Annotated in this window: 20 protein-coding genes; 12 read left to right on the forward strand and 8 right to left on the reverse strand. The window is 68.2% G+C overall.

The features are described from left to right. Positions 1 to 8: 8 nt before the first annotated feature. The 9 genes from proC to LMJ29_RS04575 all read left to right on the forward strand — a co-directional run bounded on the left by proC (position 9) and on the right by LMJ29_RS04575 (position 6,431). Positions 9 to 827: a pyrroline-5-carboxylate reductase gene (gene proC, locus LMJ29_RS04535; protein ID WP_229604319.1), complete on the forward strand. Its 819-nt coding sequence runs from the start codon at positions 9 to 11 to the stop codon at positions 825 to 827. A 9-nt stretch (positions 828 to 836) separates the two neighbouring features. After that, on the forward strand, positions 837 to 1,430 hold the full coding sequence (locus tag LMJ29_RS04540) for a YggT family protein (RefSeq protein WP_229604320.1): 594 nt from the start codon (positions 837 to 839) through the stop codon (positions 1,428 to 1,430). Next, entirely contained in the window at positions 1,430 to 1,735 is a 306-nt protein-coding gene (locus LMJ29_RS04545) for a DUF167 domain-containing protein (RefSeq protein ID WP_229604321.1), read from the forward strand. Before LMJ29_RS04540 ends, LMJ29_RS04545 begins: the two co-directional genes overlap by 1 nt. A 206-nt stretch (positions 1,736 to 1,941) precedes the next feature. After that, entirely contained in the window at positions 1,942 to 3,081 is a 1,140-nt protein-coding gene (gene metX, locus LMJ29_RS04550; protein ID WP_229604322.1) for a homoserine O-succinyltransferase MetX, read from the forward strand. 15 nt (positions 3,082 to 3,096) lie between these two features. Further along, positions 3,097 to 3,687 (forward strand): methionine biosynthesis protein MetW, encoded by a 591-nt coding sequence (metW, locus tag LMJ29_RS04555; protein ID WP_229604323.1) that lies wholly within the window; start codon positions 3,097 to 3,099, stop codon positions 3,685 to 3,687. Positions 3,688 to 3,714: 27 nt separating this feature from the next. Further along, positions 3,715 to 4,152, forward strand: a complete 438-nt coding sequence (locus tag LMJ29_RS04560; RefSeq protein WP_229604324.1) for a DUF4426 domain-containing protein — start codon at positions 3,715 to 3,717, stop codon at positions 4,150 to 4,152. Next, positions 4,149 to 4,745: an RdgB/HAM1 family non-canonical purine NTP pyrophosphatase gene (rdgB, locus tag LMJ29_RS04565; protein ID WP_229604325.1), complete on the forward strand. Its 597-nt coding sequence runs from the start codon at positions 4,149 to 4,151 to the stop codon at positions 4,743 to 4,745. Before LMJ29_RS04560 ends, rdgB begins: the two co-directional genes overlap by 4 nt. 50 nt (positions 4,746 to 4,795) lie before the next feature. After that, positions 4,796 to 5,929 (forward strand): radical SAM family heme chaperone HemW, encoded by a 1,134-nt coding sequence (gene hemW, locus LMJ29_RS04570; protein WP_377656673.1) that lies wholly within the window; start codon positions 4,796 to 4,798, stop codon positions 5,927 to 5,929. A gap of 178 nt (positions 5,930 to 6,107) precedes the next feature. After that, complete coding sequence (locus tag LMJ29_RS04575; RefSeq protein WP_229604326.1) at positions 6,108 to 6,431, forward strand: DUF3392 domain-containing protein; 324 nt, start codon at positions 6,108 to 6,110, stop codon at positions 6,429 to 6,431. A gap of 203 nt (positions 6,432 to 6,634) precedes the next feature. On the opposite strand, the gene trmB is transcribed toward LMJ29_RS04575, so the two are convergent. The 4 genes from trmB to LMJ29_RS04595 form a co-directional block, all read right to left on the reverse strand. After that, on the reverse strand, positions 6,635 to 7,306 hold the full coding sequence (gene trmB, locus LMJ29_RS04580) for a tRNA (guanosine(46)-N7)-methyltransferase TrmB (protein WP_229604380.1): 672 nt from the start codon (positions 7,304 to 7,306) through the stop codon (positions 6,635 to 6,637). 134 nt (positions 7,307 to 7,440) lie between these two features. Beyond that, positions 7,441 to 8,238: a thiazole synthase gene (locus LMJ29_RS04585; protein WP_229604327.1), complete on the reverse strand. Its 798-nt coding sequence runs from the start codon at positions 8,236 to 8,238 to the stop codon at positions 7,441 to 7,443. Between the two features lie 51 nt (positions 8,239 to 8,289). After that, a complete protein-coding gene (thiS, locus tag LMJ29_RS04590) occupies positions 8,290 to 8,490 on the reverse strand; it encodes a sulfur carrier protein ThiS (RefSeq protein ID WP_229604328.1) in 201 nt (66 codons plus the stop codon). A gap of 89 nt (positions 8,491 to 8,579) precedes the next feature. After that, the gene (locus LMJ29_RS04595; RefSeq protein ID WP_229604329.1) at positions 8,580 to 8,960 is read right to left on the reverse strand and encodes a DUF423 domain-containing protein; all 381 of its coding nucleotides are present in this window, start codon (positions 8,958 to 8,960) and stop codon (positions 8,580 to 8,582) included. A 165-nt stretch (positions 8,961 to 9,125) separates the two neighbouring features. Here LMJ29_RS04595 and LMJ29_RS04600 point away from each other — a divergent pair, with 165 nt between their 5' ends. The 3 genes from LMJ29_RS04600 to LMJ29_RS04610 all read left to right on the forward strand — a co-directional run bounded on the left by LMJ29_RS04600 (position 9,126) and on the right by LMJ29_RS04610 (position 10,744). Then, a complete protein-coding gene (locus LMJ29_RS04600; protein ID WP_229604330.1) occupies positions 9,126 to 9,476 on the forward strand; it encodes a cupin domain-containing protein in 351 nt (116 codons plus the stop codon). Positions 9,477 to 9,586: 110 nt separating this feature from the next. Next, positions 9,587 to 10,282 carry a monofunctional biosynthetic peptidoglycan transglycosylase gene (gene mtgA, locus LMJ29_RS04605; RefSeq protein WP_229604331.1) on the forward strand — a complete coding sequence of 232 codons (696 nt, stop codon included), beginning with the start codon at positions 9,587 to 9,589 and terminating at the stop codon, positions 10,280 to 10,282. A gap of 123 nt (positions 10,283 to 10,405) precedes the next feature. Beyond that, entirely contained in the window at positions 10,406 to 10,744 is a 339-nt protein-coding gene (locus LMJ29_RS04610) for a hypothetical protein (RefSeq protein ID WP_229604332.1), read from the forward strand. Between the two features lie 107 nt (positions 10,745 to 10,851). On the opposite strand, the gene rpoH is transcribed toward LMJ29_RS04610, so the two are convergent. The 4 genes from rpoH to ftsY all read right to left on the reverse strand — a co-directional run bounded on the left by rpoH (position 10,852) and on the right by ftsY (position 14,757). After that, positions 10,852 to 11,706 (reverse strand): RNA polymerase sigma factor RpoH, encoded by an 855-nt coding sequence (gene rpoH, locus LMJ29_RS04615; RefSeq protein WP_229604333.1) that lies wholly within the window; start codon positions 11,704 to 11,706, stop codon positions 10,852 to 10,854. A gap of 116 nt (positions 11,707 to 11,822) precedes the next feature. Then, positions 11,823 to 12,833 (reverse strand): permease-like cell division protein FtsX, encoded by a 1,011-nt coding sequence (gene ftsX / locus LMJ29_RS04620; RefSeq protein ID WP_229604334.1) that lies wholly within the window; start codon positions 12,831 to 12,833, stop codon positions 11,823 to 11,825. Next, positions 12,833 to 13,501, reverse strand: coding sequence for a cell division ATP-binding protein FtsE (ftsE, locus tag LMJ29_RS04625; RefSeq protein WP_229604335.1), 669 nt, complete (start codon positions 13,499 to 13,501; stop codon positions 12,833 to 12,835). The genes ftsX and ftsE overlap by 1 nt, the downstream gene beginning before the upstream one ends. After that, positions 13,498 to 14,757 (reverse strand): signal recognition particle-docking protein FtsY, encoded by a 1,260-nt coding sequence (ftsY, locus tag LMJ29_RS04630; protein WP_229604336.1) that lies wholly within the window; start codon positions 14,755 to 14,757, stop codon positions 13,498 to 13,500. Before ftsY ends, ftsE begins: the two co-directional genes overlap by 4 nt. Positions 14,758 to 14,874: the final 117 nt, after the last annotated feature.

Consider the following 14,874-nt stretch of genomic DNA (forward strand, 5'->3'; position numbering starts at 1 on the left):
ATCTCACCATGACTCATCCGCGTATCGCCTTCGTCGGCGCCGGCAACATGGCCACCAGCCTGATTGGTGGCCTGATCGCCCGCGCCGTGCCCGCCGAGAACATCACCGCCAGCGAACCCTACGCCGAACAGCGTGAGCGCATCGCCCGCGAACACGGCATCGCGGTATTCGAAGACAACGCCGCCGCGGTGGCCGGCGCCGATATCGTGGTCCTGGCGGTCAAGCCGCAGGTGATGAAGGACGTCTGTCTGGCGCTGGCCCCGGCGCTGCCGGCCGATGCACTGATCGTTTCCATCGCCGCCGGCATTCCCTGCGCCAGCCTCGCGCGCTGGCTGGGCGACAAGGCCATCGTGCGCTGCATGCCCAATACCCCGGCGCTGCTCCACCAGGGCGCCAGCGGCCTGTACGCCAACGCGCGCACCAGCGAAGCCCAGCGCGAGCAGGCCGACGCCCTGCTCAGTGCCGTCGGCCTGGTGCTCTGGCTGGACGAGGAGCAGCAGATCGACGCGGTCACCGCGGTCTCCGGCAGCGGCCCCGCCTACTTCTTCCTGCTCATGGAGGCGATGACCGCCGCCGGCGAGCGCCTGGGCCTGTCCGCCGAGACCGCCAGCCTGCTGGCCCGCCAGACCGCTCTGGGCGCCGCGCGCATGGCGCTGGTCAGCGACGTCGAGCCGGCCGAACTGCGCCGCCGGGTGACCTCGCCCAAGGGCACCACCGAGGCGGCGATCAACACCTTCCAGGCCGGCGGCTTCGAGGCGCTGGTCGAGAAGGCCCTGCAGGCCGCCGCCCATCGCTCGGCCGAACTCGCCGAGCAGCTCGGCCAGTAAGGAGGCCCGATGAACGGACTCACCACCGCCGCCGTCTACGTCTTGCAGACCCTCGGCAGCCTGTACCTGCTGATCGTCCTGCTGCGCTTCATCCTCCAGCTGGTGCGCGCCGACTTCTACAACCCGCTCAGCCAGTTCGCGGTCAAGGCCACCAAGCCCTTGCTCAACCCGTTGCGCCGGGTGATTCCCGGCTTCGGCGGCCTCGATCTCGCCTCGCTGGTGCTGGCCATCCTGGTGCAGCTGCTGCTGATGGCGCTGATCCTGATGCTGCTCGGCTATGGCATCGGCGGGGTGCTGCCGCAGTTGCTGATCTGGTCGGTGATCGGCGTCACCGCGCTGTTCCTCAAGGTGTTCTTCTTCGCCCTGATCGTCAGCGTGATCCTCTCCTGGGTCGCTCCCGGCAGCTACAACCCGGCCGCGCAACTGATCAACCAGATCTGCGAGCCGGTGCTGATGCCGTTCCGCCGCCTGCTGCCCAACCTCGGCGGCCTGGACATCTCGCCGATCTTCGCCTTCATGGCGCTGCAACTGCTCGACATGCTGGTGATCAAGAACCTCGCCGCGCTGACCCACATGCCGCAGCTGCTCAGCCCGTTCCTTTGATGGCCTGGTTCCGCTGGGACGGCGCGGACCTGCTCCTGGACTGCCACCTGCAGCCCAAGGCGAGCAAGGACGAGTTCGCCGGGCTGCATGGCGAGCGCCTGAAGATCCGCCTCACCGCCCCGCCGGTGGAGGGCAAGGCCAACGCCCACCTGTTGGCCTTCCTCGGCAAGGCCTTCGGCGTGGCCAAGAGCCAGGTGGTGCTGGAGAGCGGCGAACTCAACCGGCAGAAGCGCGTGCGCATCCGCGCGCCCCAGAAGCTGCCGGCGGCGCTGGCCGCCGAACTCGAGGCCGGGCGCCAGGCGTAGGGTGGACAACGGCGCAGCCTTGTCCACCAGTGACGCAGGCTGGGCAACCGGCGCCGGCCTTTCGCTCCAGTCATGCGCGCATGCGGTGGAAAATCGCTGCGCGAGTTTTCCACCCTACTCCACCCTACGACCACCCCTGCCGCGCCCTTGCCCCCCGGGGGCGCCCTCTTTAGACTTGCCGCCTTCACTTTTCGAGAGCAGGGTCGATGCCCACCGTCTTCGCAGAAGATTCCGTCGGCCTGGTCAGCCCCCAGGTCCTGCACTTCAAGGAGCCCCTCCCGCTCGCCTGCGGCCGCCAACTGGCCGACTACGAGCTGGTCTACGAAACCTACGGCATGCTCAACGCCGAGCGCAGCAACGCCGTGCTGATCTGTCATGCGCTCTCCGGCCACCACCACGCCGCCGGCTACCACAGCCCCGACGATCGGAAGCCGGGCTGGTGGGACAGCTGCATCGGCCCGGGCAAGCCGATCGATACCCGCAAGTTCTTCGTGGTCAGCCTCAACAACCTCGGCGGCTGCAACGGCTCCACCGGCCCGGGCAGCCGCAACCCGGAAACCGGCCGCGCCTACGGCGCCGACTTCCCGGTGCTGACCGTGGAGGACTGGGTGCACAGCCAGGCGCGCCTGGCCGACGCCCTCGGCATCAGGCAGTGGGCCGCGGTGGTGGGCGGCAGCCTGGGCGGCATGCAGGCCCTGCAGTGGAGCATCAGCCACCCCGAGCGCCTGCGCCACTGCGTGGTGATCGCCTCGGCGCCCAAACTGTCGGCGCAGAACATCGCCTTCAACGAGGTGGCCCGCCAGGCCATCCTCACCGACCCGGACTTCCATGGCGGCCACTTCCAGGAACAGGGCACCATCCCCAAGCGCGGCCTGATGCTGGCGCGCATGGTCGGCCACATCACCTACCTGTCCGACGACTCGATGGGCGAGAAATTCGGCCGCGAACTGAAGACCGACCAGCTCAACTACGACTTCCATAGCGTCGAGTTCCAGGTGGAGAGCTATCTGCGCTACCAGGGGGAGGAGTTCTCCGGGCGCTTCGACGCCAACACCTACCTGCTGATGACCAAGGCGCTGGACTACTTCGATCCGGCCGCCGCCCACGACGGCGACCTGGTGAAGACCCTCGAGCCGGTCAAGGCCGACTTCTGCGTGATCTCCTTCTCCACCGACTGGCGCTTCTCGCCGGCGCGCTCGCGGGAGATCACCGACGCCCTGGTCGGCGCCAAGAAGAACGTCAGCTACCTGGAGATCGAGTCGGCCCACGGCCACGACGCCTTCCTCATCCCGAGCCCGCGCTATATCCAGGGCTTCGGTCGCTACATGAACCGTATTGCCGTGTAAGGACTGCCGCCGATCATGCGTGCCGATCTGGAAATCATTCAGGAATGGATCCCCGCCGGCAGCCGGGTCCTCGACCTCGGCTGCGGCGGTGGCGAGCTGCTGGCCTATCTGCGCGACCACAAGCAGGTGCATGGCTACGGCCTGGAACGCGATCCGGACAAGATCGCCCAGTGCCTCGACCATGGCGTCAACGTCATCGAGCAGGATCTCGACCAGGGCCTCGATCACTTCGCCGACGACAGCTTCGACGTGGTGGTGATGACCCAGACCCTGCAGGCGGTGCACTATCCCGACCGCCTGCTGCGCGACATGCTGCGCGTGGGCAAGACCTGCATCATCACCTTCCCCAACTTCGGCCACTGGCGCTGCCGCTGGTACCTGGCCCGGCAGGGCGAGATGCCGCGTTCGGAGTTCCTGCCCTACACGTGGTACAACACGCCAAACATCCACTTCTGCACCTTCCGCGACTTCGAGGCACTTTGCCGCGAGCAGCAATTGCGCGTACTCGACCGCCTGGCGGTGGATCGCGATCATCGCCTGGGAGCACTCGCCCGCTGGTGGCCTAATCTGTTGGGTGAGATCGGCATCTACCGCGTTACCCGCTGACCAAGGCCTCACGAAGGAGATATGCCCATGCGTCGCCTAGCCCTGCTCCTGCTCACCCTGAGCCTCGCCCTGCCGGCCGCCGCCGAGCGTCTGCAACGCTTCGGCGACCTCGAGGTGCACTACAACGTGTTCAACTCCAGCTTCCTGCAGCCGAACGTCGCCGCCGCCGCCGGCCTGGCGCGCAGCAAGACCCAGGGCGTGGTCAATGTCGTGGTCATGCGCGCCGGCAAAGCGGTGCCGAACGCCGCCGTCACCGGCACGGTGAAGAACCTGATCGGCCAGGGCAGAACGCTGAACTTCAAGCGCGTGGCCGAGGGCGAAGGCGCCGCCGAGCAGCAGGCGGTCTACCACCTGGCCCAGTTCAGCATGACCGAGCGCGAGGTGCTGACCTTCGACATCAAGGTGCAGGAAGGCGGCCAAAGCCACAGCCTCAATTTCAACCAGGAAGTGTTCCCCGACGAATGAAAGTCCTGACCGAACTGGTGCTGGCCAGCCACAACGCCGGCAAACTCAAGGAACTGCAGGCCATGCTGGGTGACGCCGTACGCGTGCGCTCGGTGGCCGAGTTCAGCACGGTGGAGCCCGAGGAGACCGGCCTCTCCTTCGTCGAGAACGCCATTCTCAAGGCTCGCCATGCTGCACGCGTATCCGGCCTGCCGGCGCTGGCCGACGACTCGGGTCTCGCCGTCGACGCCCTCGGCGGCGCGCCGGGCATCTACTCGGCGCGCTACGCCGGCGGCAAGGATGACGCCGCCAACAACGCCAAGCTGCTCGAGGCGCTGAAGGACGTGCCGGACGCCGAGCGCGGCGCCCAGTTCGTCTGCGCCCTGGCCCTGGTGCGGCATGCCGAGGATCCGCTGCCGATCCTCTGCGAGGGCCTCTGGCACGGTCGCATCCTTCATGAAGCACGCGGCGAGCACGGTTTCGGCTACGACCCCCTGTTCTGGGTGCCCGAATGCGAGTGCGCCAGCGCCGAGCTGCCCGCCGCCGAGAAGAATCGCCTGAGCCACCGCGCCCGCGCCATGGCCCAGCTCAAGCAGCGGCTGGGTCTCGCTTGAGCCTCGCGTCACCTGCCCCGGCCCTGCCGGGGCTGTTCCAGCTGCCCCCCCTGGCGCTGTACGTCCACATCCCGTGGTGCGTGCGCAAGTGCCCGTACTGCGACTTCAACTCCCACGCCGCCGGTCCCGAGCTGCCCGAGGAAGCCTACGTCGACGCCCTGCTCGCCGACCTCGACGCCGACCTCGACGCCGACCTGGCGGCCGCCCACGGCCGCGAGCTGGTGTCGATCTTCTTCGGCGGCGGCACGCCCAGCCTGTTCTCGGCGCGCGCCCTGGATCGCCTGCTGCAAGGGGTCAACCAGCGACTCGCCTTCGCCGGCGATATCGAGATCACCCTCGAGGCCAACCCAGGCACCTTCGAGCAGGCCAAGTTCCGCGACTACCGCCGGCTCGGCATCAATCGCCTGTCGATCGGCGTGCAGAGCTTCCAGACCGACCAGCTCCAGGCGCTGGGGCGCATCCATGACGGCAATGAGGCGATTCGCGCCGCCGAGATGGCCCGCGCGGCCGGCTTCGACAATTTCAACCTCGATCTCATGCACGGCCTGCCGGGTCAGGATGTCGCCGGTGCCCTGGCCGACCTGCGCCAGGCCATCGCCCTCGAACCGACGCACCTGTCCTGGTACCAGCTGACCCTGGAACCGAACACCGTGTTCTGGAGCCAGCCGCCGGAGATTCCCGAGGACGACATCCTCTGGGACATCCAGGAAGCCGGCCAGGCGCTGCTCGCCGGCGCGGGCTTCGCCCAGTACGAGACCTCGGCCTATGCGCGCGAACAACGCCGCGCCCGCCACAACCTCAACTACTGGACCTTCGGCGACTTCCTCGGCATCGGCGCCGGCGCCCACGCCAAGCTGAGCGATCCGGACGGCCGCATCCGCCGCAGCTGGAAGACCCGCCTGCCCAAGGACTACCTCGATCCGGACAAGCGTTTCCAGGCCGGCGAGCGGGAGCTGGAAGCGGCCGAGCTGCCCTTCGAGTTCATGATGAACGCCCTGCGCCTGACCGCAGGCGTGCCGGCGGCTCTGTTCGAGCAGCGCACCGGACTGCCGCTGTCCAGCATCGCGGAGGCCTGCGCCGCGGCGCGCGGCGCCGGGCTGCTCGACGCCGATGCGCAGCTGCTCAAGCCCACCGCCCGTGGCCAGCTGTTCCTCAACGACCTGCTGCAGCACTTCCTCGACTGAGCGAGAGCGGCGCTGGAAGATCGCCGTGCGAGTCTTCTACCCCAAGCCGCTACCGCGCCGCACCGTCTTGCCAGCCTGCCGCACTTTCTGCCCCAAGCGTGTTCGGAGTGGCAGGCCTGTCTGCCGCTTGCAGGTAGACTGAGGCCAGCCGTAATCGCCATACCTGCAAGGAGCCCGCATGGATCTGCTACTCGACCTGTTCGCCACCCTGTCGCGCTGGTGCCGCAGCCACCTCGACGAGATCGCCCTGGCGGTGGTCGCCGCGCTGCTGGTGCTGTTCGGTCCGCTGCTCAACGCCTGGCTGCAGCGCCAGGTCGGCAGCCTCAACTTCGTATTCCGCACCCTGCTGTTCATCCTGCTCTGCGCCGTCGGCTACGGCCTGGTCATCGTCCACGCCACGCCCTGGCTGGCCAAGGGCCTGGCGCAGCTGAACAACTACACCCTGGCGCCGGCGTTGGCGCTGGTGTTCATCGGCATCGGGGTGATCGCCGAGCGGCGCTGAGCCGTTACCTGTCGTAGGGTGGACAACGGCGCAGCCTTGTCCACCACTGTGCACGCCCCCGACGGAGCGACCGCCAGGCGGCGGTCAGCGATAGAAAATCGCTGCGCGCGTTTTCTACCCTACGGTGCTGCAGGCCTCTCCCCGGCAACGGCCAGAAATGAAGAAGCCGGGCGATGCCCGGCTTCTTCGTCAGTGCCAGTGCCTCACTCGACGCGCTGGAACTTGAGATCCCACACGCCATGGCCGAGGCGCTCGCCGCGGCGCTCGAACTTGGTCACCGGGCGCTCTTCCGGACGCGGCACGTAAGTGCCGTCTTCGGCCAGGTTGCGGTAGCCGGGCGCGGCGCTCAGCACCTCGAGCATGTGCTCGGCGTAGGGCTGCCAGTCGGTGGCCATGTGCAGCACACCGCCGACCTTGAGCTTCTGGCGAACCAGCTCGGCGAACGCCGGCTGCACGATGCGCCGCTTGTTGTGCTTGGCCTTGTGCCAGGGATCGGGGAAGAACAGCAGCACGCGATCCAGGCTGGCGTCGGCCACGCACTGACGCAGCACGTCCAGCGCGTCGCAGCTGTATACGCGGATGTTGGTGAGATTCTGCGCCAGCGCGCCGGACAGCAGCGCGCCGACGCCCGGCCTGTGCACCTCGACGCCGATGAAGTCCTGCTCGGGCGCGCTTGCGGCCATCTCCAGGGTCGCCTGGCCCATGCCGAAGCCGATCTCGAAGGTGCGCGGCGCCTGGCGGCCGAACAGCTGGTCGAAGTCGCGCAGGCCGTCCTCGAGCTGCAGGCCGAAGCGCGGCCAGCCCTGCTCGAGACCGCGTTGCTGGCCGAGGGTGGTGCGCCCGGCGCGCATCACGAAGCTCTTGATGGTGCGCAGGCGCGGCGCGTCGCCGGCGGTTTCCGGCACGTGTTGGATTTCGTCGGTCATGATGCTTCCTGAAAGACGAACGAGCCCTGCCATCGGGCAGGGCTCGCGTGTGGGCAGGACGGCGCCAGGCGCCGCCCGGACGATTAACGGATCAGGCCGTCCAGCGGCGAGGAGGCGCTGGCGTACAGCTTCTTCGGCATGCGCCCGGCCAGGTAGGCCAGGCGGCCGGCGACGATGGCGTGCTTCATCGCCTCGGCCATCAGCACCGGATGCTGCGCGTGGGCGATGGCGCTGTTCATCAGCACCGCCTCGCAGCCCAGCTCCATGGCGATGGTGGCGTCCGAGGCGGTGCCCACCCCGGCGTCGACCAGCACCGGCACCTTGGCCTCCTCGAGGATGATGCGCAGGTTGTACGGGTTGCAGATGCCCAGGCCCGTGCCGATCAGACCGGCCAGCGGCATCACCGCGATGCAGCCGAGCTCGGCCAGCTGGCGCGCGACGATCGGATCGTCGCTGGTGTAGACCATCACGTCGAAACCGTCCTTGACCAACACCTCGGCGGCCTTGAGGGTCTCGATGACGTTGGGGAACAGGGTCTTCTGGTCGGCCAGTACTTCCAGCTTGACCAGGTTGTGGCCGTCGAGCAGCTCGCGGGCCAGGCGGCAGGTGCGCACCGCTTCCTCGGCGTCGTAGCAGCCGGCGGTGTTGGGCAGGATGGTGTACTTGTCCGGGCTGATCACGTCGAGCAGGTTCGGCTCGCCGGGATTCTGGCCGATGTTGGTGCGGCGCACGGCGACGGTGACGATCTCGGCGCCGGAGGCCTCGATGGCCAGGCGGGTCTCTTCGAGATCCTTGTACTTGCCGGTACCGACCAGCAGGCGCGAGTTGTAGGTGCGGCCGGCCAGGACCAGCGGCTTGTCGATCGGGGAAGACTGGCTCATCGGGAGCTCCTCTGCAGGCGTGCGCGGACGGATCGGGACGGGCGCGGCGGACTAGCCGCCGCCGATGGCATGCACCACTTCGACGCGATCGCCGTCGCGCAGCAGGGTGCCGGCGTGCTGACTGCGCGGCACGATATCCAGGTTGAGTTCGACCGCCACGCGTCGGCCGGCCAGTTCGAGGCGGGCCAGCAGGTCGGCGACGGACTGCCCTTCGGGCAGCTCGACGGCTTCGCCATTGAGCTGAATGCGCATGGTTGGGCACTCGCAAGATCGGGGGAAAGGTCGGCATTCTAGCGCCGATCGGCGCCGATGACCAAGGCGCCGGCCGGGCGGCGGGGCACTCAGTGGCTGTGCGATCGCGCCCGCCAGGCGGCCAGCCCCAGACACAGCCAGCCGGCGAGCAAGCAGACGCCGCCCAGCGGGGTGACCACGCCGAGCTTCAGACTGCTCAGGGTCAGCAGATACAGGCTGCCGGAGAACAGCAGGATACCGGCGGCAAACAGGCCACCGGCAGCGCCGAGCAGGCGCGAGCGCCAGCGCAGGGCCAGCACGCCGACGCCGAGCAGGGCCAGGGCGTGGACCAGCTGGTAGAGCACGCCGGTCTGGAACACGGCGAAGTATTCGGGACTCAGGCGGCCGCGCAGGCCGTGGGCGGCGAAGGCGCCGAGGGTCACGCCGGTGAAGCCGAACAGCGCGGCGAGCAGGACGAAGGGACGCGACATGGGCAACTCCGGGGCAGGACAGGGCGCCATGATCGCCCCGCACCCCGCTCGCAGGCAAACCGGCCGCCGGGGCTGGGCAGGCAAGCGGATGTCGATCGCAGACAAGTCGCCTGCGTGCGGATCGCTATGGTGGAGGGCCACCCACCCGATCACCAGGGAGCCTCCATGCACCAGCCGATCACCCTGCTGCGCGACACCCGCCCGGTTCCCGTCCTCGACGCCTCCAAGTGGCAGGTCATCGAGGGCGAGCCGCGCACGGTCAACCTCAACGCCTACACCTCGCCTGACGGCCGCAAGATCATGGGCACCTGGATCTGCACCCCCGGCAAGTGGCAGGTCAGCTACGACAAGTGGGAGTACTGCCACTTCCAGGAAGGCTACTGCATCATCACCCCGGAAGGGCAGGAACCGATCCACCTGCGCGCCGGCGACATTTTCATGATCGAGCCGGGCATGCGCGGCACCTGGGAAGTGGTGGAAACGGTACGCAAGTACTTCATCTTCGTCGCCGACTGAGCCAGCGGTGCCGGGCGAACGCCCCGGCACCGCGCTCCTCCCGAACGGCAGTGCCGCAGCGGCACCGGCGCCCCCTATAATGGCCGCCCCTCCAGCCGCCCCTCTCCTCCATGCCGCACCGCCACCTGCTTCGCCGTACCGCCCGAGCCCTGCTCTACAGCCTGGCCGCCAGCGTGCTGGTCGTGCTGATCCTGCGCTGGGTACCGCCGCCCGGCAGCATGCTGATGGTCGAGCGCAAGCTCGAGTCGTGGATCGACGGCGAGCCGATCGACCTGCAGCGCAGCTGGCGTCCCTGGGAGGAGTTGCCGGACGACCTCAAGGTGGCGGTGATCGCCGCCGAAGACCAAAAGTTCGCCGAGCACTGGGGCTTCGACCTGGTCGCGATCCGCGCCGCCCTGGCGCACAACGAGCGCGGCGGCAACCTGCGCGGCGCCAGCACCCTCAGCCAACAGGTGGCCAAGAATCTGTTCCTGTGGTCCGGACGCAGCTGGCTGCGCAAGGGCCTGGAAGTCTGGTTCACCCTGCTGATCGAAACCCTGTGGCCCAAGCAGCGCATCCTCGAGGTGTACCTGAACAGCGTCGAGTGGGGCAACGGCGTGTTCGGCGCCGAGGCGGCGGCGCGCCACCACTTCGCCAGGGGCGCGCCCTACCTGTCGCGCCAGCAGGCCAGCCTGCTCGCCGCCGTACTGCCCAATCCGCGCCAGTGGAACGCCGGCCGGCCTGGCGGCTACGTCAGCCGCCGCGCCGGCTGGATCCGCCAGCAGATGTGGCAACTGGGCGGCAGCCACTACCTGCAGCGGTTGTAACCGTAGCGCGACAACGCACAGTCATTGTTACCGGCACGAAAAAATCGTTACCGATCTACACACCCCTTAGACTTTGGTATAAGATGCGCGCATCCCAACCAAGGTCCACCGAGGACAACCGCCATGAACGACCCCCAGCTTAGCAAGCTGCTTGATGATCTGGACTCCGCCCACCTGGCCGACGACGGCCTGAGCCGCCTGGTGGTGACCCGCCTGGCGGAAAAACGGATCCCCTATCAGGCGATGCTGGGCAAGGTAAAGCTGGACGGCAAGGTGATCTACCCGCACTTCTGGGTCGAGGCCAACGGCTGCGTGATCGACTATCGCGCCCGCCCGCAGCTCGACGACGAGCGCGCCCCGCACGGCGCGGTGCCGCGCGAGCAGCTGCAGGCCGAGTACGAAGGTCTGGAGATCGTCATCGATCCGCTGCCCAAGTACCTGGTCGAACTGATCAAGCACTGAGCCGTCGCCTCCCTGCCAGGCCAGCGGCAACAAAAAAGCCCCGACATCCGTCGGGGCTTTTTTATGGGGTTCGCGAGGCTGACTGAAGACGCCGGCCGGAACGCGGCTCAGGCCAGCAGACGTCCCTTGAGCTTGCTCATGGCGTTCTTCTCCAACTGGCGGATACGCTCGGCGGAGACGTTGTACTTGGCCGCCAGCTCGTGCAGGGTGGCCTTCTCCTCGGCCAGCCAGCGCTGGTAGAGGATGTCGCGGCTACGCTCGTCGAGGCCACCCAGGGCATCGTGCAGGCTGGCGTTGGCGCTGTCGCTCCAGTCGGCCTCCTCCAGCTGGCGGGCCGGATCGTAGCGGTTGTCTTCCAGGTAGTGCGCCGGCGCCTGGAAGGCGCTGTCGTCGTCGGCGTCGCTGGCCGGGTCGAAGGCCATGTCCTGGCCGGACAGACGGCTCTCCATCTCGCGCACTTCGCGCGCCTCGACGCCCAGGCTCTCGGCGACCGCCTCGACCTCGTCGTTGCTCAGCCAGGCCAGACGCTTCTTCTGGCTGCGCAGGTTGAAGAACAGCTTGCGCTGCGACTTGGTGGTGGCGACCTTGACGATGCGCCAGTTGCGCAGGATGAACTCGTGGATCTCGGCGCGGATCCAGTGCACCGCGAAGGACACCAGGCGTACGCCCATTTCCGGGTTGAAGCGCTTGACCGCCTTCATCAGGCCCACGTTGCCTTCCTGGATCAGGTCGGCCTGGGCCAGGCCGTAGCCGGAATAGCTGCGGGCGATATGCACGACGAAGCGCAGGTGCGCCAACACCAGCTGGCGGGCGGCCTCGAGATCCTGCTCGTAGTACAGACGCCCGGCCAGCTCGCGCTCCTGCTCGACGGACAGCAGCGCGATGCTGTTGACCGAATGCACGTAGGCCTCGAGGTTCGCACCGGGAGCCAGGGCATAGACAGGTTGCAGAGAGGTGGACATGGACATCCTCCAGGTGGCCGAAACGGCCTGTGACTATAGCACTGCAACATTACGACAGGGAACAGTCGCGAAAAGTTCCCTTACACATCGAAAAATACTTATAAATCAACGAGTTATCACTGAGGCTCAAGCTGCCGCAAGTGACGGGCGACGGCCAGCCAGGCGCCGACCCAGCCCAGCAGCAGGGCACCGGCCAGCAGCGACAGGGCGTCGTCGAGCGGCACGCCGCCGAGGGCGAAATCGCTGTCGTAGAGCGCCGCCAGGCCGACCACCGACTGGTTCAGCCAGTTCAGGCCGTACTCCAGCAGCCCCCAGGCCAGCAGGCCGGCGCCGATGCCATAGAAGGCGCCGGCGTAGAGGAACGGCCGGCGCACGTAGCCGTCGGTGCCGCCGACCAGCTTGATCACCTCGATCTCGGCGCGGCGGTTCTCGATATGCAGGCGGATGGTGTTGCCCACCACCAGCAGCAGGGCCAGCACCAGGGTCACCGCCAGGCCGAAGACGAAGCGGTCGCCGAGCTTGAGGATGGCGCCCAGGCGCTCCACCCACTGCAGGTCGAGTTGCGCCAGGTCGACGCCGGGCAACCCGGCCAGGCGCTCGCGCAGGCCTTCCAGCGCCGCCTTGTCGATCTCCCTGGGCGTCACCAGCACCACCGCCGGCAGCGGGTTGTCGGGCAGCTCCTTGAGCGCATCGCCGAGCCCCGAGTACTGCTGCAACTGCTCCAGCCCCTGCTCGCGACCGATCCATTCGGCGTTCAGCACTTCCGGCATGCCGGCGATCTGCTCGCGCAGGGCCTGGCCCTCGACCTCGGCCACGTCGAGTTTGACGAACACCGAAATCTGCGCGGCGCGCTGCCAGGAGCCGCCGAGACGCTCGACGCCGTCGAGCAACAGCGACAGGCCCATCGGCAGGGACAGGGCGATGCCCATCACCAGGCAGGTTAGGAAGCTGCCGAACGGCTGACGGGCCAGCCGGCGCAGGCTGTCGACCAGGCTGGCGCGGTGGCTGTCCAGGTAGGCGCGCAGCAGGCCGCCCCAATCGGTGGACTCGGCCTCCTGCAGGCGGCGCTGGCGCTGCTCCGGGGCGCCTTCCTCGGCGCCGCGCGGCAGTTGCTGGCGAGAACTCATCAGGTCGGCTCCCCGTCGCCGATCAGGCGACCGCGTTGCAGGGTCAGCAGGCGATGGCGCATGCGCGCGATCAGGGCGAGGTCGTGGCTGGCGATCAGCACGGTGGTGCCCAGGCGGTTGATGTCCTCGAACACGCCCATGATCTCGGCGGCCAGGCGCGGGTCGAGGTTGCCGGTCGGCTCGTCGGCGAGCAGCAGGGCCGGCTGGTGCACCACCGCACGGGCGATGCCGACGCGCTGCTGCTGGCCGCTGGACAGGTCGGACGGGAATTGCTCACCCATGTCCTTGAGCGACACCCGCTCCAGCGCCTCGCTGACCCGCTGCTCGATCTCCTCACGCGGCAGGCCGAGGATCTGCAGCGGCAGGGCGACGTTGTCGAACACGCTGCGGTCGAACAGCAGATGATGGTTCTGGAACACCACGCCGATCTGCCGGCGCAGGAAGGGAATTTCCGAGTTACTGATCGAGCCGATGTCCTGATCGGCCAGCAGCAGCTTGCCGCTGGTCGGGCGCTCCAGCGCCAGCAGCAGGCGCAGCAGGGTGCTCTTGCCGGCGCCGGAATGGCCGGTGACGAACAGGAACTCGCCGCGCCGGGCGCGGAAGCTCAATTCGTGCAGGCCGACGTGACCGTTGGGATAACGCTTGCCCACCTGCTCGAATCGGATCATGCGGACTCCTGTCCTGCGAACAGCGCCTTGACGAAGGCATCGGCCTCGAACGGGCGCAGGTCGTCGATGCCTTCGCCGACGCCGATGTAGCGGATCGGCAGGGCCATCTGCTTGGCCAGGGCGAAGATCACCCCGCCCTTGGCGGTGCCATCCAGCTTGGTCAGCGCCAGGCCGCTGAGGCTGACCGCCTGGTGGAACAGGCGCGCCTGGCTGAGGGCGTTCTGCCCGGTGCCGGCGTCCAGCACCAGCAGGGTTTCGTGCGGCGCGCTGTCGTCGAGCTTGCCGATCACCCGACGGACCTTCTTCAGCTCTTCCATCAGGTTGTCCTTGGTGTGCAGACGGCCGGCGGTATCGGCGATCAGCACGTCGATGCCGCGCGCCTGGGCGGCCTGCACGGCGTCGAAGATCACCGAGGCGGAGTCGGCGCCGGTGTGCTGGGCGATCACCGGGATCTTGTTGCGCTCGCCCCACACCTGCAGCTGCTCGACGGCGGCGGCGCGGAAGGTGTCGCCGGCGGCGAGCATGACCTTCTTGCCCTCGTCCTGCAGCTTCTTGGCCAGCTTGCCGATGGTGGTGGTCTTGCCGGCGCCGTTCACGCCGACCACCAGGATCACGTAGGGCTTGCGGCCGGCCTCGATGGCCAGCGGCTGCTCGACCGGGCGCAGGATGGCGGCCAGCTCGTCCTGCAGGGCCTGGTACAGCGCCTCGCTGTCGGCCAGCTCCTTGCGCGACACCCGCTTGGTGAGGTTCTGCATGATCGCGCTGGTCGCCTCGACGCCGACGTCGGCGGTGAGCAGACGGGTTTCCAGTTCGTCGAGCAGGTCGTCGTCGATCGCCTTCTTGCCCAGGAACAGGCTGGCCATGCCCTCGCCGAGGCTGGCGCTGGTCTTGGCCAGGCCCTGCTTGAGGCGGGCGAAGAAGCCGAGCTTGGCCGGCTTCTCCTCGACCGGCCTGGCGGCGATGGGCGCCTCGACGGGAGCAGGCGCGGGCGCCGGCTGGGGCGCGGCGACCGGTGCGACCGGGGTAGCGACGGGGGTCGGCGTGGCCACCGGCTCCGGCACGGCGACTTGCGCAGCCGGCGCGGCGTCGGCCGCGGGCGTTGCGACGCTATCGGCCGGGGCCTCGGCCTCGACGGCGGCGGGTTCGACGCCTGCCTGCTCAGCGGCCTCGGCAGGCGCCTTCTTGCGGAACCAGCCGAACAGGCCTTTCTTTTCTCCGTGATCCGGAGCCTTCTTGTCGTCTTTGGAACCAAACATGAACGGCTTGCATCTCAAGTGGGCGGCTGCGCACTGACGTGGCCGCCAGGAAATCGGTTGGGTATCCTAGCACCTCCTCACCCGCCGGCGCCAAAACCCACCGGCAGTCTGAAAGGT

It is taken from the genome of Pseudomonas oryzagri, from assembly GCF_020831405.1.
Lineage (GTDB): Bacteria > Pseudomonadota > Gammaproteobacteria > Pseudomonadales > Pseudomonadaceae > Geopseudomonas > Geopseudomonas oryzagri.

What these genes read in the sequence shown, in the direction of transcription:
- proC (WP_229604319.1), top strand. Translation starts at nt 9, where the DNA reads ATGACTCATCCGCGTATCGCCTTCGTCGGCGCCGGCAACATGGCCACC.
- LMJ29_RS04540 (WP_229604320.1), top strand. Translation starts at nt 837, where the DNA reads ATGAACGGACTCACCACCGCCGCCGTCTACGTCTTGCAGACCCTCGGC.
- LMJ29_RS04545 (WP_229604321.1), top strand. Translation starts at nt 1,430, where the DNA reads ATGGCCTGGTTCCGCTGGGACGGCGCGGACCTGCTCCTGGACTGCCAC.
- metX (WP_229604322.1), top strand. Translation starts at nt 1,942, where the DNA reads ATGCCCACCGTCTTCGCAGAAGATTCCGTCGGCCTGGTCAGCCCCCAG.
- metW (WP_229604323.1), top strand. Translation starts at nt 3,097, where the DNA reads ATGCGTGCCGATCTGGAAATCATTCAGGAATGGATCCCCGCCGGCAGC.
- LMJ29_RS04560 (WP_229604324.1), top strand. Translation starts at nt 3,715, where the DNA reads ATGCGTCGCCTAGCCCTGCTCCTGCTCACCCTGAGCCTCGCCCTGCCG.
- rdgB (WP_229604325.1), top strand. Translation starts at nt 4,149, where the DNA reads ATGAAAGTCCTGACCGAACTGGTGCTGGCCAGCCACAACGCCGGCAAA.
- LMJ29_RS04575 (WP_229604326.1), top strand. Translation starts at nt 6,108, where the DNA reads ATGGATCTGCTACTCGACCTGTTCGCCACCCTGTCGCGCTGGTGCCGC.
- LMJ29_RS04585 (WP_229604327.1), bottom strand. Translation starts at nt 8,238, where the DNA reads ATGAGCCAGTCTTCCCCGATCGACAAGCCGCTGGTCCTGGCCGGCCGC.
- thiS (WP_229604328.1), bottom strand. Translation starts at nt 8,490, where the DNA reads ATGCGCATTCAGCTCAATGGCGAAGCCGTCGAGCTGCCCGAAGGGCAG.
- LMJ29_RS04595 (WP_229604329.1), bottom strand. Translation starts at nt 8,960, where the DNA reads ATGTCGCGTCCCTTCGTCCTGCTCGCCGCGCTGTTCGGCTTCACCGGC.
- LMJ29_RS04600 (WP_229604330.1), top strand. Translation starts at nt 9,126, where the DNA reads ATGCACCAGCCGATCACCCTGCTGCGCGACACCCGCCCGGTTCCCGTC.
- mtgA (WP_229604331.1), top strand. Translation starts at nt 9,587, where the DNA reads ATGCCGCACCGCCACCTGCTTCGCCGTACCGCCCGAGCCCTGCTCTAC.
- LMJ29_RS04610 (WP_229604332.1), top strand. Translation starts at nt 10,406, where the DNA reads ATGAACGACCCCCAGCTTAGCAAGCTGCTTGATGATCTGGACTCCGCC.
- rpoH (WP_229604333.1), bottom strand. Translation starts at nt 11,706, where the DNA reads ATGTCCACCTCTCTGCAACCTGTCTATGCCCTGGCTCCCGGTGCGAAC.
- ftsX (WP_229604334.1), bottom strand. Translation starts at nt 12,833, where the DNA reads ATGAGTTCTCGCCAGCAACTGCCGCGCGGCGCCGAGGAAGGCGCCCCG.
- ftsE (WP_229604335.1), bottom strand. Translation starts at nt 13,501, where the DNA reads ATGATCCGATTCGAGCAGGTGGGCAAGCGTTATCCCAACGGTCACGTC.
- ftsY (WP_229604336.1), bottom strand. Translation starts at nt 14,757, where the DNA reads ATGTTTGGTTCCAAAGACGACAAGAAGGCTCCGGATCACGGAGAAAAG.